Raw genomic sequence first — 20,145 nt, 5'->3', positions numbered from 1 at the left:
CGCCGTGGGAAGCGGTCGGGGGCACGCCTCCGGGAGCGTCGACGTCGAGCGCCGTGGCGCCACTCACCGCTTGCGCAGGACGATGACGAGGTTCCAGGTGACGAGCTCGCGCAGCACCGGGACACGGACCAGCCAGTGCGCCCACCACGGGTGGTAGCGGGGCACGAGGTCGACGAGGTCGACGTCGTCGGCACGGGCTCGGGCCCGGGCCCACCGGACCCCGGCGGCCACCGTCACCGCGAACAACGACTCCCCGAACCGGTTCTTGGGCTCGCGGCCGTGCTTGCGGCGGTAGCGGCGCCGCGCACGGGCTCCGCCGAGGAAGTGCCAGGGCGCGGTCTCGTGGCCGCCCCAGGGTCCCCACCAGACCGTGTAGCTGAGGAACACCAGGCCGCCGGGGCGGGTGACGCGCACCATCTCCTCGGCCATCCGCCAGGGGTCGGGCACGTGCTCCAGGACGTTGGAGGAGTAGCAGACGTCGAGGCACCCGTCGCGGAACGGCAGCTGCAGGCCGCTCCCGACGACCGTGCCGGCCGCGATGCCACCGAGGCCGGACAGCTCGCCGACGTCGGCGTCGAGGGCCCAGTAGGTCGCGCCGGCCGCCCGGAACGCGTCACGGAAATAGCCCGGGCCCCCGCCCACGTCGAGCAGCACGGCACCGTCGAGGTCGGCGTACGTCGCGAGCTGGCCGACCGAGTCGGCCGCGAGCGCGCGGTAGAACCGGTCGGGGTCGGGTTGCTCGTAGCGGAAGTCGTCGAGCAGGCGCACCGAGCGGCCCAGCGTCGCGCGCCAGGCGGCTCGGGTCACCGAGAGGGACTCATCCGGCACGCGACCAGTCTGGCCGGTCGGCGGGCTCGGCCAGGATCCGGGTGTCCGTGGGGGCGTGCCCGACCACGACCGCCGGGCGGGTCCCCTCGCCGACCAGGACCCCGTCGAGCGCGGAGGTCAGCACGGCGGCGAAGCCCTCCTGGGCGCTCTCCCAGGAGTAGGCGTGGCTCATCACCCGCGCACCCTCCGCCAGGCGGGTCCGCTCGGAGGCGTCGTCCAGCAGTCGGCGGGTGACCTCCAGCAGCCCGGCCTGGTCGTCGACCAGGACGCCGGAGCGGCCGTCGTCGATCGACTCGCACACCCCGCCGGCCGAGGCGTAGGCCACGGTGGGGGTGCCGTGCATGCCGGCCTCGCCGATCACCAGGCCCCAGCCCTCCTTGAGCGACGGCATCAGGTGCAGCCACGCGCGCTCGTAGACCTCGTGCTTGCGGGCCTCGTCGACGTGGCCCTCGAAGACCACCGTGTCGCCCGCGCCGAGGCGTGCGGCGTGCTCGCGCAGCTCGTCCTCCCACCAGCCGCCGCCGACCACGTGCAGCCGCAGGCCGGGGTGCTCCTCGCGCAGGGCGACGGCGACGTCGATGGCGTGCTCGACCTGCTTGTGGGGCACGAGGCGCCCCACCACCGCGACCATGGGGTGGTGGGACTTTCCGACGCCCACAGGGAGGACCGGGTCGGTGCCGTTGTGGACGACGGCGATGCGCTGGCGGTCCACTCCGAGCTCCTGGAGCTCCATCCGGGTCGCGCGGGAGACTGCGACGTACTGACACCTCCGGTACAACCGGGGCGCAAGCGCGTGCTCGATCCACCAGCCGACCCGTCCCGTGAGCCCGGGATACACGACGGGCCATTGTTCACGATGAACGTGGTGCATCAGCACCACGACCGGCTTGCGGGTCGCAGCTCGGGTGAAGAATGGCAGCCCGTTCTGGACGTCGACGACGACGTCGACCCGGCCGAACTCGCGGCGCAGCAGGGCCCAGACGCCCTCGCGATAGACGGTCAGCTTCGTGCCCCGACGGACGAAGCGGACGCCGTTGACGGTCTCGTCGGGCGGGGCCGCTGCGTGCGCCGCGCAGAGGATGGTGACCTGCGCGCCGCGGTAGGCGAGGCCCTCGGCCATCTTCTCGAGGTAGCGCTCGGCACCGCCGCCCTCGGGGTTGCGGGTATCACGCCAGCTGAAGAAAGCGACGTGCCGGCCAGAGATATCACGATGGTCAGACATTGCCCGCAGACGTTACTACCAGAGGGTAAGGTCTCCGGGTGCCGCGCCTGAACCGACCCAATCCGGCCCGCCGGACCTCAGGATCCTGGCGGGCCGATCTGCGTCGTTCGCTCTTCCTCTTCAACGAGTTCCGCTATGAGCAGCCCGACCCGGCCCGCTTCTACACAGCTCTGGCCCAGGACTCTGCCGCTCACGTCGGGGAGTACGCCGACCTGTCCGGAGCGACGCTTCTCGACGTCGGAGGTGGGCCCGGCTACTTCCGCGACGCCTTCACCGAAGCCGGGGCCACCTACTACTCCCTCGATTCCGACGTGGGCGAGCTGGCAGGAGCGGGCGACATCGGCTCCGGGACGGTCATCGGCAGTGGCATGGACTTGCCGTTTCGCGATGACGCGGTCGACATCTGCTACTCCTCCAACGTCCTCGAGCACGTCCCCGACCCGTGGCGGATGGCCGGTGAGATGGTGCGCGTGACGCGTCGCGGTGGACTGGCGTTCATCAGCTACACCACGTGGTACGGCCCCCACGGGGGGCATGAGACCTCGCCGTGGCACTACCTGGGCGGGGTACGAGCGCGCCGGCGCTACACCAGGACGCACGGGCGGGAGCCGAAGAACAAGTACGGCGAGTCACTCTTCAAGGTCACCGTGGCCGACGGGCTCCGATGGGCTCGCGAGCAGGACGTGGCCGACGTCGTGCACCTGATCCCGCGATACAACCCGTGGTGGAGCCGGTGGCTGATGCACCTTCCTGTCGTTCGAGAGGTGGTGACGTGGAACCTCGTGCTGGTGCTGCGCAAGCGGTGACCGAGGAGAGCGCGCGGTTCCGGTGGCGACTGGCCGCCGCATGCGTGTTGATCACCGGTATGTCGATGACTCAGGCAGCAGGGTTCCTTGTCGCCGACACCAAGCTGGACCTTGCGGTCGACCCTTCAGGATTCTTGGGCCGTGCCGTGGACCTCTGGGACGCCCAGGCTGCGTTCGGTCAGCTGCAGAACCAGGCCTACGGCTACCTGTGGCCCATGGGGCCGTTCTTCCTCCTCGGATCTCTGCTCGACCTGCCCGGTTGGGTCGTCCAGCGACTCTGGATGGCACTGGTGCTGTGCGTGGCGCTCGTCGGCGCGGCCAGGGTGACCCGCGCTCTCGGCGTTCGCTCCGACCTGGCGTGCCTGCTGGCCGGCTTCGCCTACGCCCTCTCCCCGCGGATGCTCACGGTGATCGGCCCGAGCTCCATCGAGGTCTGGCCCAGCGCCCTCGCGCCCTGGGTCCTGCTGCCCCTGGTCCTTGGTGCCGACCATGGCTCACCGCGTGTCGCAACTGCCCGGTCTGCAGTCGCGGTGGCTTTGGTGGGTGGTGTCAACGCTGTCGCGACGTTCGCGGTGATCCCGCTGGGTGCGCTGTGGATCCTCACGCGCAGCCGCGGGCCTCGTCGCCGGGCGTTGATGCTCTGGTGGCCGCTGTTCGTGCTCCTGGGCACGCTGTGGTGGCTCGTCCCCTTGTTCACCCTCGGTGCCTACAGTCCACCCTTCCTCGACTTCATCGAGTCGGCGTCGGTGACCACCTATCCCACCAACCTCTTCGACGCCCTCCGCGGGACCTCCAACTGGGTGGCCTATGTCGACCCGCAGTCGTTCGCCGGTGGGCAGTTGCTTTCGCAGTACCACTACATCCTCAACTCCGCCACGCTGATGGTCTGCGGTCTCGCAGGACTCACGTTGCGCCGCAACCCGCACCGACGCTTCCTCGTGCTGGGCGTGCTCACGGGTCTGTTTGCCGTCACCATGGGTCACCTCGGTGCCGGTCAAGGGCTCTTCGCCCCGCTGTTGAACTCGGCGCTCGACGGAGGGCTCGCGCCGCTCCGCAACGTCCACAAGTTCGACCCCGTCATCAGGCTCCCGCTCGTTGTGGGGCTGGCTTGGACGGTTGACGAGGCTCTGACCCGCCTCCGGACCCGCCGCACGGTCTCCGGCAGGTCAGCCGACGGTGTCGCGGCTCGTACGCTCATCGGCTCGGTCGTGGGAGCTGTCCTGATCATGAGCCTGCCTTTCGCTGCTGGGAACGCCGCGCCCCGGTCCGGGTTCAGCGACATCCCGGACTACTGGCAGAGAGCGGCCGCCTGGCTGGACGACCGCGACGACGAGGGCGTGGCTCTCCTCGTGCCCGGGTCGTCGTTCGGGACCTACGTCTGGGGCGAACCCCGTGACGAACCCATGCAGGGCATCGCGGGATCGCCCTGGGCGGTGCGCAACGCGGTGCCACTCGTGCCAGCGGGGAACATCCGGGCGCTCAACGAGATCGAGCAGCGCATGACAGAAGGTGACGGGGGGCCGGGATTCACGACGTTCCTGGCCCGTGCAGGAATCACCCACCTGCTCGTCCGCAACGACCTGGTCCGTTCCGGCGTCACCGATCCGGTCCTCGTGCATCAGACCATCGACCAGTCTCCGGGACTCCGCATGGTCGCCGAGTTCGGCCCCGACATCGGCGGCGAGCCTGAAGTGGCCGGCGACCTGGGTCGCGCCTTGATCAACGGCGGATGGCAGTCGTCGTACGCCGCGCTCGAGATCTACGAGGTCAATGGCGCGCGTGGCTTCGCCACCACGGTGGACACCCCGACGACCGTCGTCGGTGGTCCCGAGGACCTGCTCGACCTCGCCGACCTGGGGCTGGTGGGACGGGACCCCACCGTGCTGGCGATGGACGCTGCAACCAAGGCGGCACCCGAAGGCCCGCTCGTTCTCACTGACGGTCTGCGCCGGGTCGAGCGACACTTCGCGCGGATCTCGGACGCCGTTTCGCAGACACTTGCGCCACGGGACCCGTCCACCCTGGACCGACGACTTCCCGACTACCAGCTGGCTGACCAGTCGGACTGGGACGTGGAGGCAAGGTACCGCGGCGCAGCCGAGGTCGGCGCCACGTCCTCTGGCGCTGCGGCCGGTGGCAGCGGAGGTGGCGGGCCCGGTGAGATGCCCTACTCCGCCCTCGACGGCAACCCTGGGTCGGCGTGGGTCTCGTCGCGTTCTTCGGAGCAGCCACAGAAGTGGTGGGTCGACTTCGGGAATCCCGTTCAAGCCGGGCGCATCTCGGTGACCCTGGGTCCGGGCACGGGCAAGGAGCAGCTCCAGCTTCGTGCGGAGGACTGGGAAAGCCCCGTGCTCGACTTCGCTCCGGGGGAGCGACGCGTTGTTGTCGGTCCGGCGTCTGCGCAGAAGGTCTGGGTCGAGGACGTCTCGGGCGTCCCCGGCAACCAGATGTCGCTGGCCGAGGTCGTCGTGGGGGAGGCGCAGGTCGAGCGCCACCTCGTCCTGCCCCAGCTCCCTCCCGCCTGGGGCAATCCGGACGCGATCGTGCTGCGTCGTGTTGCCGACAACCGGACGGGCTGCGCCACGGTCGACGGTTCCGTGCGGTGCCGTGCGCTGTTGCAACGCAGCGAGGAAGAGGCGGGCGTCTTCGCCCGCAGGTTCTCGTTGTCCAAGGCGAGCTCCATGGACCTGTCCGTGCGAGTGGAGACCCGCGCAGGGGAGGCACTGAATCAGCTCATCCAGCGGGACCAGGTCGTCTCGGTGCGCACGTCCACCACCGCCATGCCCGATCCACGGGCATCTGCGGTCGCCATGCTCGACGGGGCAGCCGGCACGACCTGGACCGCACGCCCGGGTGACATCAATCCTGTCATCAGCCTGCGTTTCCTCACGCAGGTGGACATCCGGGGTCTGGCTCTCGCGGTTGAACGTGGGACGGCCGCCCGGGCGCCGCAGTCCGTGCTGCTGTCATGGCCCGGTGGTTCTCGCCGAGTGGGGTTGGGCGATGACGGCATCGTCTCGTTTCCGTTGATCCGGACGAAGTCGATGGACATCAAGGTCACTGAGGCCGAACCTGCCACGGACCTGAATTTTGCCGGGAGCGCCTCGGACGTGCCGGTGGGCATCGGTGAGCTCCGCCTCACGGGCGTACCCTTCCTCCCCATTGCGCCGTCCGAGAGCACTCTGGACCTGCCGTGTGGGTCGGGACCAGACGTCAACATCAACGGCGACGTGGTCAGGACAAGGGTCAGCGCCAGCCCTGCCGAGCTGGCCTCCGGGACCGAGGTGCCAGCCGTCGCGTGCGGCGATGACGGTGTGCTCCTTCGTTCCGGCCCGAACACGCTCGTGGTTTCCCCATCGGACGCGTTCTTGGCGAACTCGGTCGTCCTGGGCGGCGTGGCTCCGCCGTCGGCCGAGGCAGTCGGGACGCAGTTGAGCGCGACCTCGCGGAGCTTCACGGGGATCCAGAACCGCTACGTCGTCTCCCGAGAGAATGTCAACGCCGGCTGGTCCGCCGAGGGTGCCGCAACCCCTCAGGTCTTCGACGGATGGCGGCAGGGTTGGGACGTCGGGACCTCGAGCGAGCTGACCGTGCGCTTCGCGCCACAGCGACTCTTCCAGGCGGGCCTGGTCGTTGGTGCAGCAGGTTGGCTTGTCCTGCTGGGGTCAGCGCTGCTACGTCATCGAGGAGCCTCACTCCCGGAGCCGGTGGGCGAGGGCACAAGCCCGGCCTGGGCGTCGGCCGCAGCAGTGGTCGTCGTGGCGGCGCTGCTGGCCGGCTGGGGCGGGACAGCCGTGGCGACGGTCGTCGTCGGAGTCGTGTTCATCGTGCGACGCAGGTGGACGCGGGCGGAGGGATGGGGCTGGGCCGCGTTCCTGGTACCGGCCGCCGCCTCGTATATGTTCAACCCGTGGACGCACACTCCTTGGGCGGGGAACTTCGGTTGGCCGCCCTACCTGGTGCTTGCGGCATGCTCGGCAGTGGCCGCCTGGGTGGCGATCGACACCGCGGAGCGTCGGCCGAACGCGATCGCAGGTCGTTCCACCAGCCAATAGGCGATCTCGCTCACCACGAGCGTCCCGAACAGGGTCATGGCCCAGATGCGCGGGAAGTCACCGGTGAAGATGTCGTAGTCGACCATCTCGAGCAGCCCAGCGAGCACGATGAGGTGCAGGCAGAAGATGGCGTACGACACGTGCCCCACGTGGCGCAGGATCCGCGCCGAGGCCACTCGGTGGTAGACGCCCGTCGGCGACGACCACGCGCCCGCGGCGACTACTAACAGACCTATGGCGGTGTAGCAGACGTTCTTGACCAGAGCTTCGGCAGGGGTGCCCGGCTCGAGCGAGATCGGGCCGGCGATCGGGGTAGCTGTCAGCAGGAGAAGTCCCGACGCCGCGACCCAGCAGGTTCCGGGTTGGCAGCCCAGCGCGGCGACCCTTCTCCCAAGTCCAGTGGCCCTTCCGGCCTGCTGCAGGACGTGCTCGCGGGCCAGCCAGAGGCCGGCTGCGAACCAGGAGAGGAACCCCGGCAGCCAGAGTGTGGGAGACCAAGCGCGCTCATCGGCGAGGGCCGGCGCCACCCAGAGGATCCACACGGCACTGATCGCGGGCAGGCCCACCAGCACGGGCGTCGAACGGCGCAGAGCCCCCCGCCCACCTCCGGTGGCGAACCACATCAGCAAGGGCAGGACGACGTAGAACGTCACCTCGACCGCAAGGCTCCACATCTGCGTGAGACCGTACGGGAGCGAGCGGGAGACGAACGTGTCGAGCATCGTCATCGACCTCAACAATTCCGGCACTCCCCGATCCTCGTTGCCGGGGACGAAGGCGAGCGCGACGCCTGCAGCCACCACATAGATGGGGAAGATGCGCCAAAACCGCTTGGTTGCGTACGTCCTCATGCGCGGGGCCGGCCGCTCGAGGACGGCGCGAGCCCAGAACGGTCGGGACAGCAGGAAGCCGGAGAGGACGAAGAACAACGCCACGCCGACGTCGAGACGGGCCAGAACCACGCCGAGAGTGCCGTGTCGGAAGTACTCCCCGGTCTGGAACGCGACGTGCGTGGTGAGCACGGCGATCGCGCCGACGGCGCGCAGCACGTCCAGTCCGGGGAAGTCCGGTCGTTCATCGACGTGATGAGGAGTCACAGTGGGTCTCCAGGCTCGGGTGGTCCGACCTCGATCGTGTCGATACACAGTGTCACCCCGGGATCCAGCCCGGAGATGCGGACGTCGGCGAACTGTCCCTCCACTCGGACATACAGGTCGTTGAGGCCCTCGCGCAACGATGTGCTCACGGTCGAGTCGTCCGCTGTGATGGTGACAGGTGTAGATGCGCTGCTCAGGTACGAGATCTTGATCCACCACAGGAAGTCGAACGCTACATTTCGCAGGGGGACACGAATCCCGGGCTCGTCACGGAGTCGCCAACCGCAGTCCTCGATGGGGCCCGGGCGAGACATCGTGCCGGGCCCGATGTCGACTCGGTGGACATGTCCGACCTCGTCAACCATCGCCAGGTCCTCGCTGGCCTCGGGATAGGTGACCCTGCGGTCCAGCAACGGTGTGAGTCGGCTGAGACGGTTGTCGGGGGCGAAGATCTGGTCGTAGACGTCGTTCGGAACCTCCTGTTCGGTGAGGTCCACGTTGCCCAGACGGCCCAAGTCCTCTGTGAGAGTGCGGAGGTAGCTGTCACTGGCGTTCTGGGTGTGCCAGACATGGACATAGCGGTATGAGCTCACCATGCCACCGGCTGCGACCACCGCCACCAGGGCGAGCGGCAGCCACCTCGAATTCGGGACGGCCGGTAGCCGGACGAGCGGCCGGGGTCGATGCTGGGACGACTCCACGGCGCCGGGGATCTCGAGGTAGATCAGCCCAACGACCAAGGCGGCCACGCATGCGGCGTCAGTGAGGTAGCGGTACTCCAGACCGATGATCGCCCCGAAGGCCGGACCCCGGCTGTTCACCAGCAGCGCCAGGCACGCGACCAAGAAGCCCACAAGGAGGGCGACCGCACGCAAGGTCCGTCGCCGGGTCACGAAGCCCACCAGCACCACCGCGCCGATCACGAGCCAGGCGACACCCACGGCCCACAGCGGCGGATCGGCGAACGAGTTGGGCGCTGGCTGGCTGTTCCAGTTCCACGGCCCACCCACCACGCCCGAGCCGAAGGCACGAAAGACCATGGTGTCCACGATCCGCAGCACGATCGAGACGCTGGTCTCCGTGAAAGGCGCCGTGACGTGGGTGACGTAGTAGGCGCCATACGCAACCCCCACCCCGAGGCCTCCCACGACTGCGGGCCAGTAGCGACGCGTGATCGTCAGCAGGCGTGACACGGGGCTGCCCTGTGCGAAGTAGGCCAGCGCCAAGAACGCGAGGACGGGCAGGATGAGGATCGCCTTGACATAGAAGAACAAGCCGTAGGTCACCGCCAGCACCGTCAGGACCAACCACAGCGGCCGAGGTGTCCTGAGGAAGCGCACCCAGCACCCGACAGCAAGGAAGAACGCGCCCTGCAGCGGCACCTGGTTGACACCGGCCGTCCACCACATCATCACCGGGAGCGCCATGGCGCTCGTGAGGTACAGCGACAGGGGGACCAAGGAACCCCATCGCGCGCCGAACACGGTCAGGAACGCCCACCATGCACCCACCGCCGCCACCGCCTGCAGGAGCAGGATCACGCCCGAGGCGAGGAGCCAGTTGAGCGGACCTGCCTCGGCTACCAGCCAAGCCAGCACCCGGCCCCCGGGCATCAGGTTGCTGTTGTACGGAAGAAGGAGGTAGTCAGGTCCGAAACTGCTGACGCGCGCATCCAGAAGCAGCTTGTAGTCATCGAGGTAGAACCAGCTCTCGAGGCTTGCCCAGGCGCGAAACGCCAGATGCAGGAGCACCAGCACCAACCCCATGCGTCCGACCGTCGAGAGCATTGCTGACGTGCCCGACGTGGCCGGTTGGCGGGAGCCGCCGTCGATCTCCTCCCGGATGCCAGCCACGGGCGGAGATGATGCCACACCGGCCCTCGCAGGAGTCGCGGTCCGACATGTTGGGCTCATTTCTGGAACTAGAGCCCACTCTCCTGCTACCTGCTGGTAGCCTTCGGCGACTTTACTGAATCCTGGGAGGGACCTGAAGTGCGCAAGATCATTGGCTGGGTACTGCTCGGCTTGGGAGCGTTCTTGTTGGTGACCGGTCTGCTGGCCACCGTCTGGGCCCCCGGACAGGTGGAGCGCACGCCGCTCGACACGAACAGCACGACGTACCTCAGCGGCAACGCGGACAAGCTCAACCCAGCGACCGGTGAGACCGAGGCGATCGACGTCAAGGCCACGAGCATCACCAAAGCCGACTCGAAGCGCTCGGATGACGAGGTCATCGTCTTCGTCAACACCACGTGCCTGGTCATCGACGAGGGCGACGTGCCCGACTGCGTCGACGCCGAGGACCCCGAGGCCCGTCTCGTCAGCGCCACGTCCGACGTCTTCGCGACCGATCGCAGCGACGGCCTGGCGGTCAACGGCAAGTACCTCCCGGCCGGCGCCGAGGAGAAGGAGGGCCTCGTCAACAAGTGGCCCTTCAAGGCTGAGAAGAAGGACTACCCCTACTGGGACGGCCTGCTCGGCGAGACGGTCACCGCCGCCTACGACAGCACCGAGAGCCTCGACGGGCTCGAGACGTACAAGTACCGCGTCCTCCTCGAAGAGGTCGAGGCCGACGTCGTCGAGGGTGTCCAGGGCGTCTACAGCCAGGACAAGTTCATCTGGATCGAGCCGCGCACCGGCGCCATCGTCAACCAGCAGTACCACGAGGTCCGCGAGCTCGAGGACGGGACGACCGTGCTCGACATGGAGATCGGCTTCACCGAGGAGCAGGTCGCCAGCGGCATCAAGACCACCAAGGACAACAAGAGCCAGCTCGACCTGGTCACCGGCACGCTGCCGCTGGTCGGTTTCATCGGCGGACTCCTGGCCCTCTTGGCCGGTGCGTTCCTGGTGTTCGCCGGGCGTCGGGACGAAACGGTCTGACGCCACGCACCACATGCTGACTGACAGGCCGGACCCCGCACCGGGGTCCGGCTTGTTGTCATGTGCGGCGTCAACTAGATCGAAGGCCGAGACGAGTCCTCCGACTCCGACTGGGAACGAGAAGCTCCAGGGCGCGCCTCGCAGAGCTCGCTGGCGGGGTGTGCCTCATCTACGCCATTGCGCTGCCCGAGGAAAGCCGCGGCCGGCCCGGTGAGGGAGCCGTTGGCCTCTGCGTGGTGCGAAACTCGACCGACGAACGGCTCGCAGGACCGCCGAGAACGGTGGCATAAACGGCTACGTCGTCACCCCGAAGGTCCGCGAACCCGGTGTTGGCAACGGCGACAACGTGGCGACCGGAGGGACGTACTCTCGCCCGATCAGGACGTAACCCGGCGAACGGTGACTTCGGCCATCGGGTAGTCCAGATTGCGGAGGCAGTGGGTCTCGTCCTCGCAGCCGATCTGCGTCACTGTCAGATCTGGAAAGTCCGGGAGCCAGAGGTAGGTGGGGTCGTCCACCACGTACTCGAACTCATGCCAATAGCCACCCGCGAGACTCGGCATTCGCATGCACGGGTACCTGGTGGCTACGGCTGGCGGGACGTAGACCGATGCGTTGGCGAAAGCCTCGGCCGGCGTGGTTGCGTGATGCCACACGGGCGTGGAGACGGCGCTCCAGCCACCGTAGCCCGCGCTGTCGTCTTCCACCCTGATGCGCACTGACGTTGCATCAGGAGGGACAGGCAGTCGGTGGAGCCGCCACTCCGGAGCCGTGCTCGTCTCGACGGCGTCGCTGGGGAGCGCTCCGTCCACAGTCTGGAACTCAGCCCACATGCTTTGGGTGCTGGGGTCCCCGGACACCGACCAGAAGACGATCTCGTCGACGTCGGAGACGGCGTAGGACGGCGTCGCGAATCTGCCGGTGTTGGCATCGGGCGTCTGGCCCTCCTCGGGCGACGCCCAAGTGCCCCACGTCTCCAGCTCACCGAGCGGGCCGGCGGCGAGTTCGCTGACCCGCGGGAAAGCTCCCGGCGCCAGTGGTTTGCCGCCCCATTGCAGCTCGGCGGTCTCGTCCAGCGGCTGTGCCGTCGCGGGCAGGGACGAGTCGCTGAGTGGGCCGCAGTCATCTTGAGCAAACACGTTTCGGACATTTGCACTGGCGGCGCTCCACCCCGGCCGCGCGGCATCTCGGAGCACCCAACCGAGGCTCGTCGCCATGGGGAGGATCACGGCGAGGCAGATTGCTGCGGTCGCGAACCGCCGTGCCGGCTGCCAAGAGTTGGCAATCCAGCCCAGCAAGGCAAAGAGCGCGATCGCGGGGTACCACATGCTGCGTGCGTGACCATCGGTCATCAGGCGACTGAACTTCACCCAATCCAGGCTGGCGAGGTCGCGGTAGCCCCAGAAGCCCGCAACGGTGAAGGAGGTCGCGGCACCCAGAAGCAACATCACCAGTAGTGCGCCACGGCCGGGGAACGTCGTCCTGCGGCCTTGCCAGGCACTGGCGATGAGGGCGGCCATCAAGACGGCCGGGACCGCTTCTACGCCAAGATGGATGGGCCATTTGCTCGAGGTGAACACGACTCCGCCGATCCATGCAACACCGGCAGTCCATAGAGCCCGGCGGCCGACGTTCTGGCCGACGCCGGGCGATCCGACCACGACGAGCGTGATCAGCAGCGGCACCATGAACGCCCGGGCGGCGGCGGTCTCACCGTTGAAGGTCATGATGAAGCGCTGCGGCTCGTTCATGATCAGCAGCTCATGCCCGGCGGCTCCGAAGGTCTCAGCTCCGTCGGCGACCGTGCGGAGGTCCACAGCCGCGAACATCACAAGGATCGCAAAGGCGCCGGCGCTGAGCGTTGCGGCCAGGAGCGGGGCGAGTTGATTGCGGTCCTTGCGAACCGTGGAGAGGGTCGCTGCCAGCAGCAAGGCCGCCGGCGAGAGCGTGACCCAGCCCGTCTGGTGGGCGGCTACCGCGGCTCCACAGGACACGAGGCCGACGAACAGCGGAAGAGGGCCCGGTCGACGCAGGTACGAGACCCAGGCGGCCAGAGCCAGGACACCGAGGACTACCACCACCGGCTCGGCGCGCAGGCTCATCAACCCGACGCCACAGAAAGCAAGATAGGTGGCGGCGACCGGCGGCCATCGCGAGGCCTGCGTACCCACAAAGTGGGAGATCACGTGCGCCCGAAGCACCACCCAGGTGCCGGACAGCACCAAGGCCACCACAAGTCGGAGGTGAATGAAGCCCAGCCCAGCCCGCTGCAGCTGGTAGTAGACGAACTCGTGCCACAGCCCCTGAGGAAGCCACGCGTCCTCGGTCTCGTAGACGTTGCCGAACCAGCCGCGGCCGAGGGCCTCGCTGCGGACCATCACCCAGCCCTCGTCGTATTGCGCTGGCACGATGAACGCGAGCGCTATCAAGGCCACCAACACCACGAGGTCGACTGGGTCAAGCGCTCCCCACCATGTCCGGAGTCTCCGTCGGCTCGATGTCTGGTCCGGGTCGGTGTCGGCTCGGGGTCGCGATCGCCGACTCAGGGCCAGTGCTCCGAAGCAGCCCAGCAGGCTGGTCAGACCGATGGCCCAGCGCGACCACGATGCTGCCAGGCCAGATGCCTGTGTCTTGATGATGACTGATTCGACAGCGTTGCCCGTCGCGCTCAGGCGGAACACGGCCGGCGGCGAGACGGTGGCTGACGCAGTGTCTGTACCCGCGGTGAGGGTGAGGCGAGAATCAGAGAGGTGGTACAGCCCAGTGACGGCGCAGTCGCCGGTTGGCAGAGTCACGGAGGCGCCCTCCACCTCGAGCGGGTGCAGGCTGAGCTGGTCGCCGTCTAGGTCGAGCAGTAGCTCTCCGAGGTTCAACGCTGGGACGCCAGGTTGGGCGTGCGCGCGCAGCGCCGCGCAGGTCGTCTCCACCGTGACCTTCTCCGGGTGTCGCCGGGTGAGTCGTAGGGCTCCGGAGTCCTCCGGACCATTGGGCTGCCAAGTGATCTCGCTGGCGTGGAACCGGGGTGGCGTGATCGCGAATATGACCGACGTGAGCAGGGCTCCGATCGCGATTGCCAGCGCTAGCCTCATACGGTTCACAGGTGCTGGAAGTCCACTCGAACGTGCGAGACAACGGGCGTGCGCTTGCCCGTTCGGAGCAGCGGGATCTCGTCGACGTAGTCGACGTGGATGTCCGTGTCCCCGGTGTACTCGCGCAGCGCGACGACCAGACCTTCCCACTCGAGTGGTGTCCAATGTGGACCTCGCACGATCTTGACGGTGAAGGCACCGCGTACGGTTTGCACCACTTGGAAGAACTGCACCAGGTGGGCGTACTCCTTGAAGAAGTGCGCGAAGAAGGTGCCCGGGAGCCAGCGGTCGTTCGCACAGTGCACGAGCGCCTGCGTGCGGCCCTGGATCTCACCGAGACGGCTGAGGCCCCTGCCGCACGTGCACACGGTCGAGTTGTCCGCAGCCACAGCAAGGTCGCCGATGCGGTAGCGGATGAGTGGGACCGAGAAGTTGTTGAGATCGGTGATGACGACCTCACCCACCTCGCCGGGAGCAGCGGGCCGGCCCTCCTTGAGCACCTCGACGATGTAGCTCTCGTCGAGCACGTGATGGTCCGGGCTGTGTCCGCACTGATAGGCGATACCGGAGAACTCGCGTGCGCCGTACTTGTCGAACACTGTGCCGCCCAGCCCGGTCTCGATCTGCTGCCGAGTCTCGCGCGTGAGCATCTGGGCCGAGGACAGGATGGCGCGCGGCTGGAAGTCCAGGCGCCCGCCGGCGTTGAGGTAGAGAGCAAGGAAGTTCAGCGACTCGGCATATCCGTCGATCAGCACCGGACGGATCTTGTTGAGCTGGCCGGCGAGCCCGGACAGTCCCGCGTCGGTGAGCTCGAACGCCGGGATGAAGGTGCGACGCATCATCTTCGAATCGATACGCTCCCGAGCCACCTGGAGGCGGTTCATGCCGAGGGTCTGGTGCCAGAGCCGGGCCTGCTTGTCACCGATGCGCCAGCCGGTCCACTCCAACGAACGCAGGGTCGAGGCGAAGCGGATCTCGAGTTGCTGTCGGTCGACGTACGTCACGAACGGTTGGCCGGTGGAGCCGCTCGTGGCGATTCGGTGCATCTCGCTCTTGGTGTGCGTGTCGGCGAACATGTCCATGAACAGGTTGGCCGTGACGTCCGCCTTGTCCAGCATCGGCAGCTTGCGCAGGTCCTCCGGGGTGCTGATGTCACGCGGGTGCAGGCCGTGATCGGCGAACAGCCGGCGGTAGTAGGGCACGTGTGCGTAGGCATGCCACAACAGGCGCTGCAGGCGCCAGATCTGCAGTTCGCGCAGCTCCTCGGGCGCGAGCCACTGGGTGCGGTGCAACGTCTCGTAGATCGACTTGGTCCGGGGCCGGATCAGCCAGGCGTGCAACGGCATCGTCGCGAAGTAGGTGTCCAGCAACGCCTTGCGCGCACCGCGGTAGCCATGGCTGGGCCCTCCGCCGTCCTTGGGCGGCGCGGCGTACAGCGCCTCCACCGGGTGTCGACGACCGCGACCGAACTCGCCCAGGCCCTTGGCCACGTCGGTAAGGACGTCGGCATAGAGCCGCGCGGGGGGGGTTGCGTCGAGGAACGACGTGCCGACGCGCCGGGGTTGGAACAGGGTCTCGACCTCGGCCACGGTGTAGCCCTTGGCGTGCGCCGCGACACGGACGAATGTCTGGGGGTACGAGTAGTCCTTCTTGAAGTCCAAGATGTCCGCGAGGATCGAGCGCGGAGCCATCACGAAGCCGCTCTTGTTGTCGCGCGCCCGGTCGCCGAAAGCGGTGTTCAGGATGGTGTTCAGACCGCGCGAGGAGACGTAGCGGCTGTCGCGATGCCACTCGATCGAAGAGCGAGATCCCTGGATCATGTGCGCCGCTCGGCTGTGCAGCTCGGTCCACAGCCGGGGGAGGGCCTCAGGTGGGTTCTGGAGGTCTGCGTCGATGAGACAGACGTTCTCTCCCCGGGCGACCTCGAGTGCGGTACGCCACGCTGCGAACATGCCCTGGTTGGCGGGATGCTGGATGCCCCGCACCTGACCGGGATGCTCGCCCTCAGCCTCCTTGATCGCGGCCCAGGTGCCATCGGTAGAACAGTCGTCGACCAGCACCAGCTCGAACGAGATGCCCGCCGACTCGAGGGCCGCCCGGGTGCGGCGCGCGAGCTCGGAGATGTTGCCCTCTTCGTTGAAACACGGGGCGATGACCGTCAGCTCCGGCGTGGACTCGGGCTCAGCGTCCGGGGTCGTCACGACGCAGAGTGTGCCATGTCCCGGCCAGCCCCGTGGCCAGATCGGAGGTCGCCGACCAGCCGATCGTGGTGCGGCACAGGGACGGGTCGCCGGCGCGGGATGTGCCCGCCGTCCAGTCGGCCGCCAGCGTCTCGGGGGTGAACTTCTCGCCCACCACCCCGATCATCGCGGCGGTCAGATCGTTGATCGACCTCGCCCGTCCCGACGCGACGTTGAGGACCTGGGAGGTGGGCTCGGCGGTGGCCAGGGTCCACAGCGCCTCTACTGCGTCGTCGACGTAGACATAGTCCAGCGCCTGTTCGCCGTCGCCGCAGATGGTGGGGGCGAGCCCGGCGGCCATCCGCTCGAGATTGGTCACGATGACGGACTTGTAGCCGCCGTCGGCGTACTGCCCGGGGCCGTAGACGAAGAAGAGGCGGGCGCAGTTCCACGACAGTCCACTCTCAAGACCGACCGTGCGCAGGATGTGCTCGCCCATCAACTTGGAGGAGCCGTAGAGCGTGCGAGGCAGGGGGACGTCCGTCTCGCGCATGAGGTCGGGTCCGAGTGCGCCGTACGCATAGAGGCTGGACGTGAAGACGAGCCTGCTCACGCTGGCCCGGGCCGCTGCCTGCGCCAGTTGCCACGTCGCGTTCACATTGGTGGCGATGAGCTGCTCGGCGGTGACACCGGGGGTGTTGTACTTGCGGGCTGCCAGGTGGAAGACGATGTCGCAGCCGGCGAGGAGCTCGTCCCAGTCGCTGCCCGTGATGCTCGCGATGTCGCGCTCGACGAGGCGACAGTCGTCCGGGACGTCGGTAAGGACACCGGTGAACCCGGCGTCGACGACGATCACGTCGTGGCCCAGGCCTCGGACGTGTCCGATGAGACGGCGCCCGATGAAGCCCGCACCGCCGGTGATGAGAATCCTCATCGGAGCCCCCTTCTCAGTCGCGTAGGATAGCACCGATCCGGAGGTGTGCTCCGACACCATCGGAAGGAACCGACGATGCGCGTCCTGGTGACCGGCGGTGCTGGCTTCATCGGGAGTCGTGTGTGCGAGACCTTGGTTCAGCGCAACATCGAGGTGCGAACCGTCGACTGCTTTCTCGCCGACTCCTACTCGGCGCTCGAGAAGAAGGCGACCTGGAAGGGCGTCGCTGCGATGCGCGGCGTTGAGGCGGTCGTTCACGACCTGAGGGCGGGGATACCTGAGAGCCTGCTCGACGGGGTGGACGTCGTGGTCAACGAGGCGGCCATGCCCGGCCTGATGCGCAGCTGGAGTGACTTCGAGCTCTACGCACAATGCAACCTGCACGTGGTCGACGGGCTGGCCCGGGCCTGCACGGATCGAAACGTGCACCTGGTCCAGGTGTCGACGTCTTCTGTCTACGGGCATGAGGCTGTTGGCGATGAGTCGGCACCGACCGAGCCGACCTCGCCCTATGGCGTGACGAAGCTGGCGGCAGAGGAACTGCTGCGCGCTTATCACCGGAGCTTCGGCCTGCCGTTCACGATCTTGCGCTATTTCTCCGTCTACGGTCCGCGGCAGCGTCCAGACATGGCGTACCGACTGATCATTGACGCGGTGGCTGGAGGGCGCGAGGTGGTGATCCACGGAGACGGGTTGCAGACCCGCTCCAACACCTTTGTAGGTGACTGCGCCGACGCAACGGTAGAGGCGGCTCTGCGAAGGCCCATCGCGGAGACGATCAACATCGCTGGTCCCGAGCGCACCACCTTGTTGGACGCCGTGCGGCACATCGAGGAGGCATTGGGCAGGACCGCGCAGCTCGTTCACCGAGAGGCGCGTCCCGGGGACCAGCGACACACCGGAGGTCACACGGCCAAGGCTCGGGAGCTCCTTGGCTGGGAGCCCACGACGGGCCTGCAGGAGGGGCTTCGCGCCCAAGTCGTCTGGCAGGCCGGCGCGGGAGTCACGCCATGACGGGGTTGAGCGGTGGGACCGAGGCGGAGGCCTTCTACGGCACCAGCTACACGGCCGTCCACCGGAGGGGCCTCCAGGGGTGGGGAAATTCCCTGACCGATCGTCAGGTCGAGAAGCTTGCCATCCGTCGGCAGGGTCAGACGGTGATGGAATTGGGCGCAAGCTCGGGGGAGCACCTCAACTTCATCGCGACCCGCCCCGACTGGCAGTCCTACGTCGCTCTGGACCTACTACCTGCAGTGACCGACCCGGCGCTGGCTGCCCGCCTCGCCCGGTCCGCCCACGTGCGATTCGTGTCGGGGGACGTGAGTCGTATGCCCTTCGCCACCGATGCGTTCGATCTCGTCATCTCGACGTGTCTCTTCGCGCACCTCCGCGACCCCGAGGCAGCACTCGTGGAGACCCGTCGGGTCGTGCGACCCGGAGGTCAGATCGTGATCGGGCTCCCGTGCGATCCGGGCATGCTCAACCGGGCCGTCAAGCTCGTCGTGACCTACCCTCGGCTACGCAGGGCCGGAGTCGGCGATCCGCGCCTGAAGTACGCGCGTGAGCACGTCAACCCGGTGGGATCGCTCCTGGCGCTCGCGAGTCACGTCTTTCGTGGTGATCGTGTCCGGGTGCGCTACCACCCCTTCCGCGTGCCCTCCTGGAACGCCAACCTCCTTGCCACGATCGACGTGAAGGTGCGCGGATAGCGCGCCGTTCCACGGTGGGCCGGGGTCGTGCTCAGACGGACGAAGTCATTGAAGGACAAGACAAAGGTCGGCGACGAAGATCGCCGTACCAGGGGTCAGGAGGCCGCGGGTCCTGGACCAGCCGCCCCAGACGCGCGCATGGTCGGCCGGCCACTCGGGTTCGACGAGGTCGACGAGGACGAAGCCGTGGCGCGCCAGTAGCCGAACCCAGTCGCCGAGCGTGCGGTGGTGCTCCACGTAGGCCACGAGGCCCGAGGTGTCGTCGACCTCGACGTACGGCGTCCTGTCCCAATAGGACTGAGAGGCGGTGAGGCCGCCGACGTCGGGGTCGTCGGGGAACATCCACCGCGTGGGGTGGGTGACGGAGAACGCGAAGCGGCCGCCGGGGCGCAGCACGCGCGCCGTCTCGGCGAGTGCCAGGTCGATGTCGGCGACGAACTGGAGTGCCCCGAAGGAGCAGAAGACGATGTCGAACGAGTTGTCGGCCAGGGGGAGGGCGGTGGCCGTGGCGCGGACGGAGGGGACGTGGAGCCCCGTGTTCTCGTCGAGGCGCCGGCTGTGCTGGAGCTGACGATGGGAGAGGTCGAGCCCGAACGCCCGACCGCCCTGCGAGCGGACCCACCGGGAGCACTGGCCGGCACCGGATCCGACCTCCAGCACGTCCTTGTCCGAGACGGGACCGAGGATGCGCAGGTCGCCCTCGGTCTGGCCCTCGGGGCCCCAGACGAAGCCGGCGTCGCCGAGGAAGTCGCCGTGGGTGGCTTGATATTCGTCGGCGTAGCGGTCCCAGTCCCGTCCGTTCGCACGCCGGGACTCGGCTTCGTCGACCGGGCGGCGCTCGACCCGCACCGACTGCGGTAGGTGGTCCTGCACGCGGCCACGGTAACTCGCCCCCAGCAGAGCGCGACCGGGCCTACGTCCCAGTTGGACTGACCGTGCAGCGCACGCGTACTCTTCAGGGTGCGCCAGAGGTCTGCCTGGGTTCCATACGGAGCGGACGCTCGCTCGCCGTCGACAACCGATGGTGAAACAAGATTTCTGGCGCGTCCGTACGACTTCTATCCATCCAAGGAATCACTTCCCTTATGACGAGCACCCTCTCCCACCTTCAGGACTACGACGCGCCCCAGGTCGCTATCAACGACATCGGTTCTGAAGAGGACTTCCTCGCGGCCATCGACGCGACCATCAAGTACTTCAACGACGGCGACATCGTCGAGGGCACCATCGTCAAGGTGGACCGCGACGAGGTGCTGCTCGACATCGGTTACAAGACCGAAGGCGTCATCCCCTCCCGCGAGCTGTCGATCAAGCACGACATCGACCCGAGTGAAGTCGTCTCC

Annotated in this window: 14 protein-coding genes; 6 read left to right on the top strand and 8 right to left on the bottom strand. The window is 67.8% G+C overall.

The window, feature by feature from the left end; genetic code table 11:
* Window positions 1–63 precede the first annotated feature (63 nt).
* The gene (locus JWN68_RS02850) at window positions 64–828 is read right to left on the bottom strand and encodes a class I SAM-dependent methyltransferase (protein ID WP_297734391.1); all 765 of its coding nucleotides are present in this window, start codon (window positions 826–828) and stop codon (window positions 64–66) included.
* The gene (locus JWN68_RS02845; RefSeq protein WP_297734388.1) at window positions 818–2,050 is read right to left on the bottom strand and encodes a glycosyltransferase family 4 protein; all 1,233 of its coding nucleotides are present in this window, start codon (window positions 2,048–2,050) and stop codon (window positions 818–820) included. Before JWN68_RS02845 ends, JWN68_RS02850 begins: the two co-directional genes overlap by 11 nt.
* Before the next feature lie 38 nt (window positions 2,051–2,088).
* Here JWN68_RS02845 and JWN68_RS02840 point away from each other — a divergent pair, with 38 nt between their 5' ends.
* Window positions 2,089–2,856, top strand: coding sequence for a class I SAM-dependent methyltransferase (locus JWN68_RS02840; RefSeq protein WP_297734385.1), 768 nt, complete (start codon window positions 2,089–2,091; stop codon window positions 2,854–2,856).
* On the top strand, window positions 2,823–6,911 hold the full coding sequence (locus tag JWN68_RS02835) for a DUF3367 domain-containing protein (protein ID WP_297734381.1): 4,089 nt from the start codon (window positions 2,823–2,825) through the stop codon (window positions 6,909–6,911). Before JWN68_RS02840 ends, JWN68_RS02835 begins: the two co-directional genes overlap by 34 nt.
* On the opposite strand, the gene JWN68_RS02830 is transcribed toward JWN68_RS02835, so the two are convergent.
* The gene (locus JWN68_RS02830) at window positions 6,809–8,008 is read right to left on the bottom strand and encodes an acyltransferase (protein ID WP_297734378.1); all 1,200 of its coding nucleotides are present in this window, start codon (window positions 8,006–8,008) and stop codon (window positions 6,809–6,811) included. The two genes, JWN68_RS02835 and JWN68_RS02830, sit on opposite strands and share 103 nt — an antisense overlap.
* Window positions 8,005–9,861 (bottom strand): hypothetical protein, encoded by a 1,857-nt coding sequence (locus tag JWN68_RS02825; RefSeq protein WP_297734375.1) that lies wholly within the window; start codon window positions 9,859–9,861, stop codon window positions 8,005–8,007. Before JWN68_RS02825 ends, JWN68_RS02830 begins: the two co-directional genes overlap by 4 nt.
* Before the next feature lie 138 nt (window positions 9,862–9,999).
* Here JWN68_RS02825 and JWN68_RS02820 point away from each other — a divergent pair, with 138 nt between their 5' ends.
* A complete protein-coding gene (locus JWN68_RS02820; protein ID WP_297734372.1) occupies window positions 10,000–10,890 on the top strand; it encodes a DUF3068 domain-containing protein in 891 nt (296 codons plus the stop codon).
* A 377-nt stretch (window positions 10,891–11,267) separates the two neighbouring features.
* Here the strand turns inward: JWN68_RS02820 and JWN68_RS02815 are convergent, their stop codons facing one another.
* From JWN68_RS02815 to JWN68_RS02805, 3 genes are read right to left on the bottom strand one after another with little or no spacing between them, the layout of a single operon-like run.
* The gene (locus JWN68_RS02815; protein ID WP_297734370.1) at window positions 11,268–13,979 is read right to left on the bottom strand and encodes an arabinosyltransferase domain-containing protein; all 2,712 of its coding nucleotides are present in this window, start codon (window positions 13,977–13,979) and stop codon (window positions 11,268–11,270) included.
* 5 nt (window positions 13,980–13,984) lie between these two features.
* Window positions 13,985–16,180: a glycosyltransferase gene (locus JWN68_RS02810; protein WP_297734367.1), complete on the bottom strand. Its 2,196-nt coding sequence runs from the start codon at window positions 16,178–16,180 to the stop codon at window positions 13,985–13,987.
* Window positions 16,161–17,093, bottom strand: a complete 933-nt coding sequence (locus JWN68_RS02805) for an NAD-dependent epimerase/dehydratase family protein (RefSeq protein WP_297734364.1) — start codon at window positions 17,091–17,093, stop codon at window positions 16,161–16,163. Before JWN68_RS02805 ends, JWN68_RS02810 begins: the two co-directional genes overlap by 20 nt.
* Before the next feature lie 75 nt (window positions 17,094–17,168).
* On the opposite strand from JWN68_RS02805, the gene JWN68_RS02800 reads away from it, so the two are divergent.
* Window positions 17,169–18,107, top strand: a complete 939-nt coding sequence (locus tag JWN68_RS02800) for an NAD-dependent epimerase/dehydratase family protein (RefSeq protein WP_297734361.1) — start codon at window positions 17,169–17,171, stop codon at window positions 18,105–18,107.
* Window positions 18,104–18,802: a class I SAM-dependent methyltransferase gene (locus tag JWN68_RS02795; RefSeq protein WP_297734358.1), complete on the top strand. Its 699-nt coding sequence runs from the start codon at window positions 18,104–18,106 to the stop codon at window positions 18,800–18,802. Before JWN68_RS02800 ends, JWN68_RS02795 begins: the two co-directional genes overlap by 4 nt.
* Window positions 18,803–18,847: 45 nt before the next feature.
* On the opposite strand, the gene JWN68_RS02790 is transcribed toward JWN68_RS02795, so the two are convergent.
* On the bottom strand, window positions 18,848–19,675 hold the full coding sequence (locus JWN68_RS02790; RefSeq protein WP_297734355.1) for a class I SAM-dependent methyltransferase: 828 nt from the start codon (window positions 19,673–19,675) through the stop codon (window positions 18,848–18,850).
* Between the two features lie 212 nt (window positions 19,676–19,887).
* Between JWN68_RS02790 and JWN68_RS02785 the strand changes: the two genes are divergently transcribed.
* Window positions 19,888–20,145: S1 RNA-binding domain-containing protein (locus JWN68_RS02785; RefSeq protein WP_297734352.1), on the top strand; the 258-nt coding region annotated here is incomplete at its 3' end.

This window comes from Nocardioides sp. (assembly GCF_025964975.1).
GTDB lineage: Bacteria > Actinomycetota > Actinomycetes > Propionibacteriales > Nocardioidaceae > Nocardioides.
The sequence above is the reverse complement of the archived record's forward strand: the minus strand, read 5'-3'. Positions and strand labels throughout refer to the sequence as shown.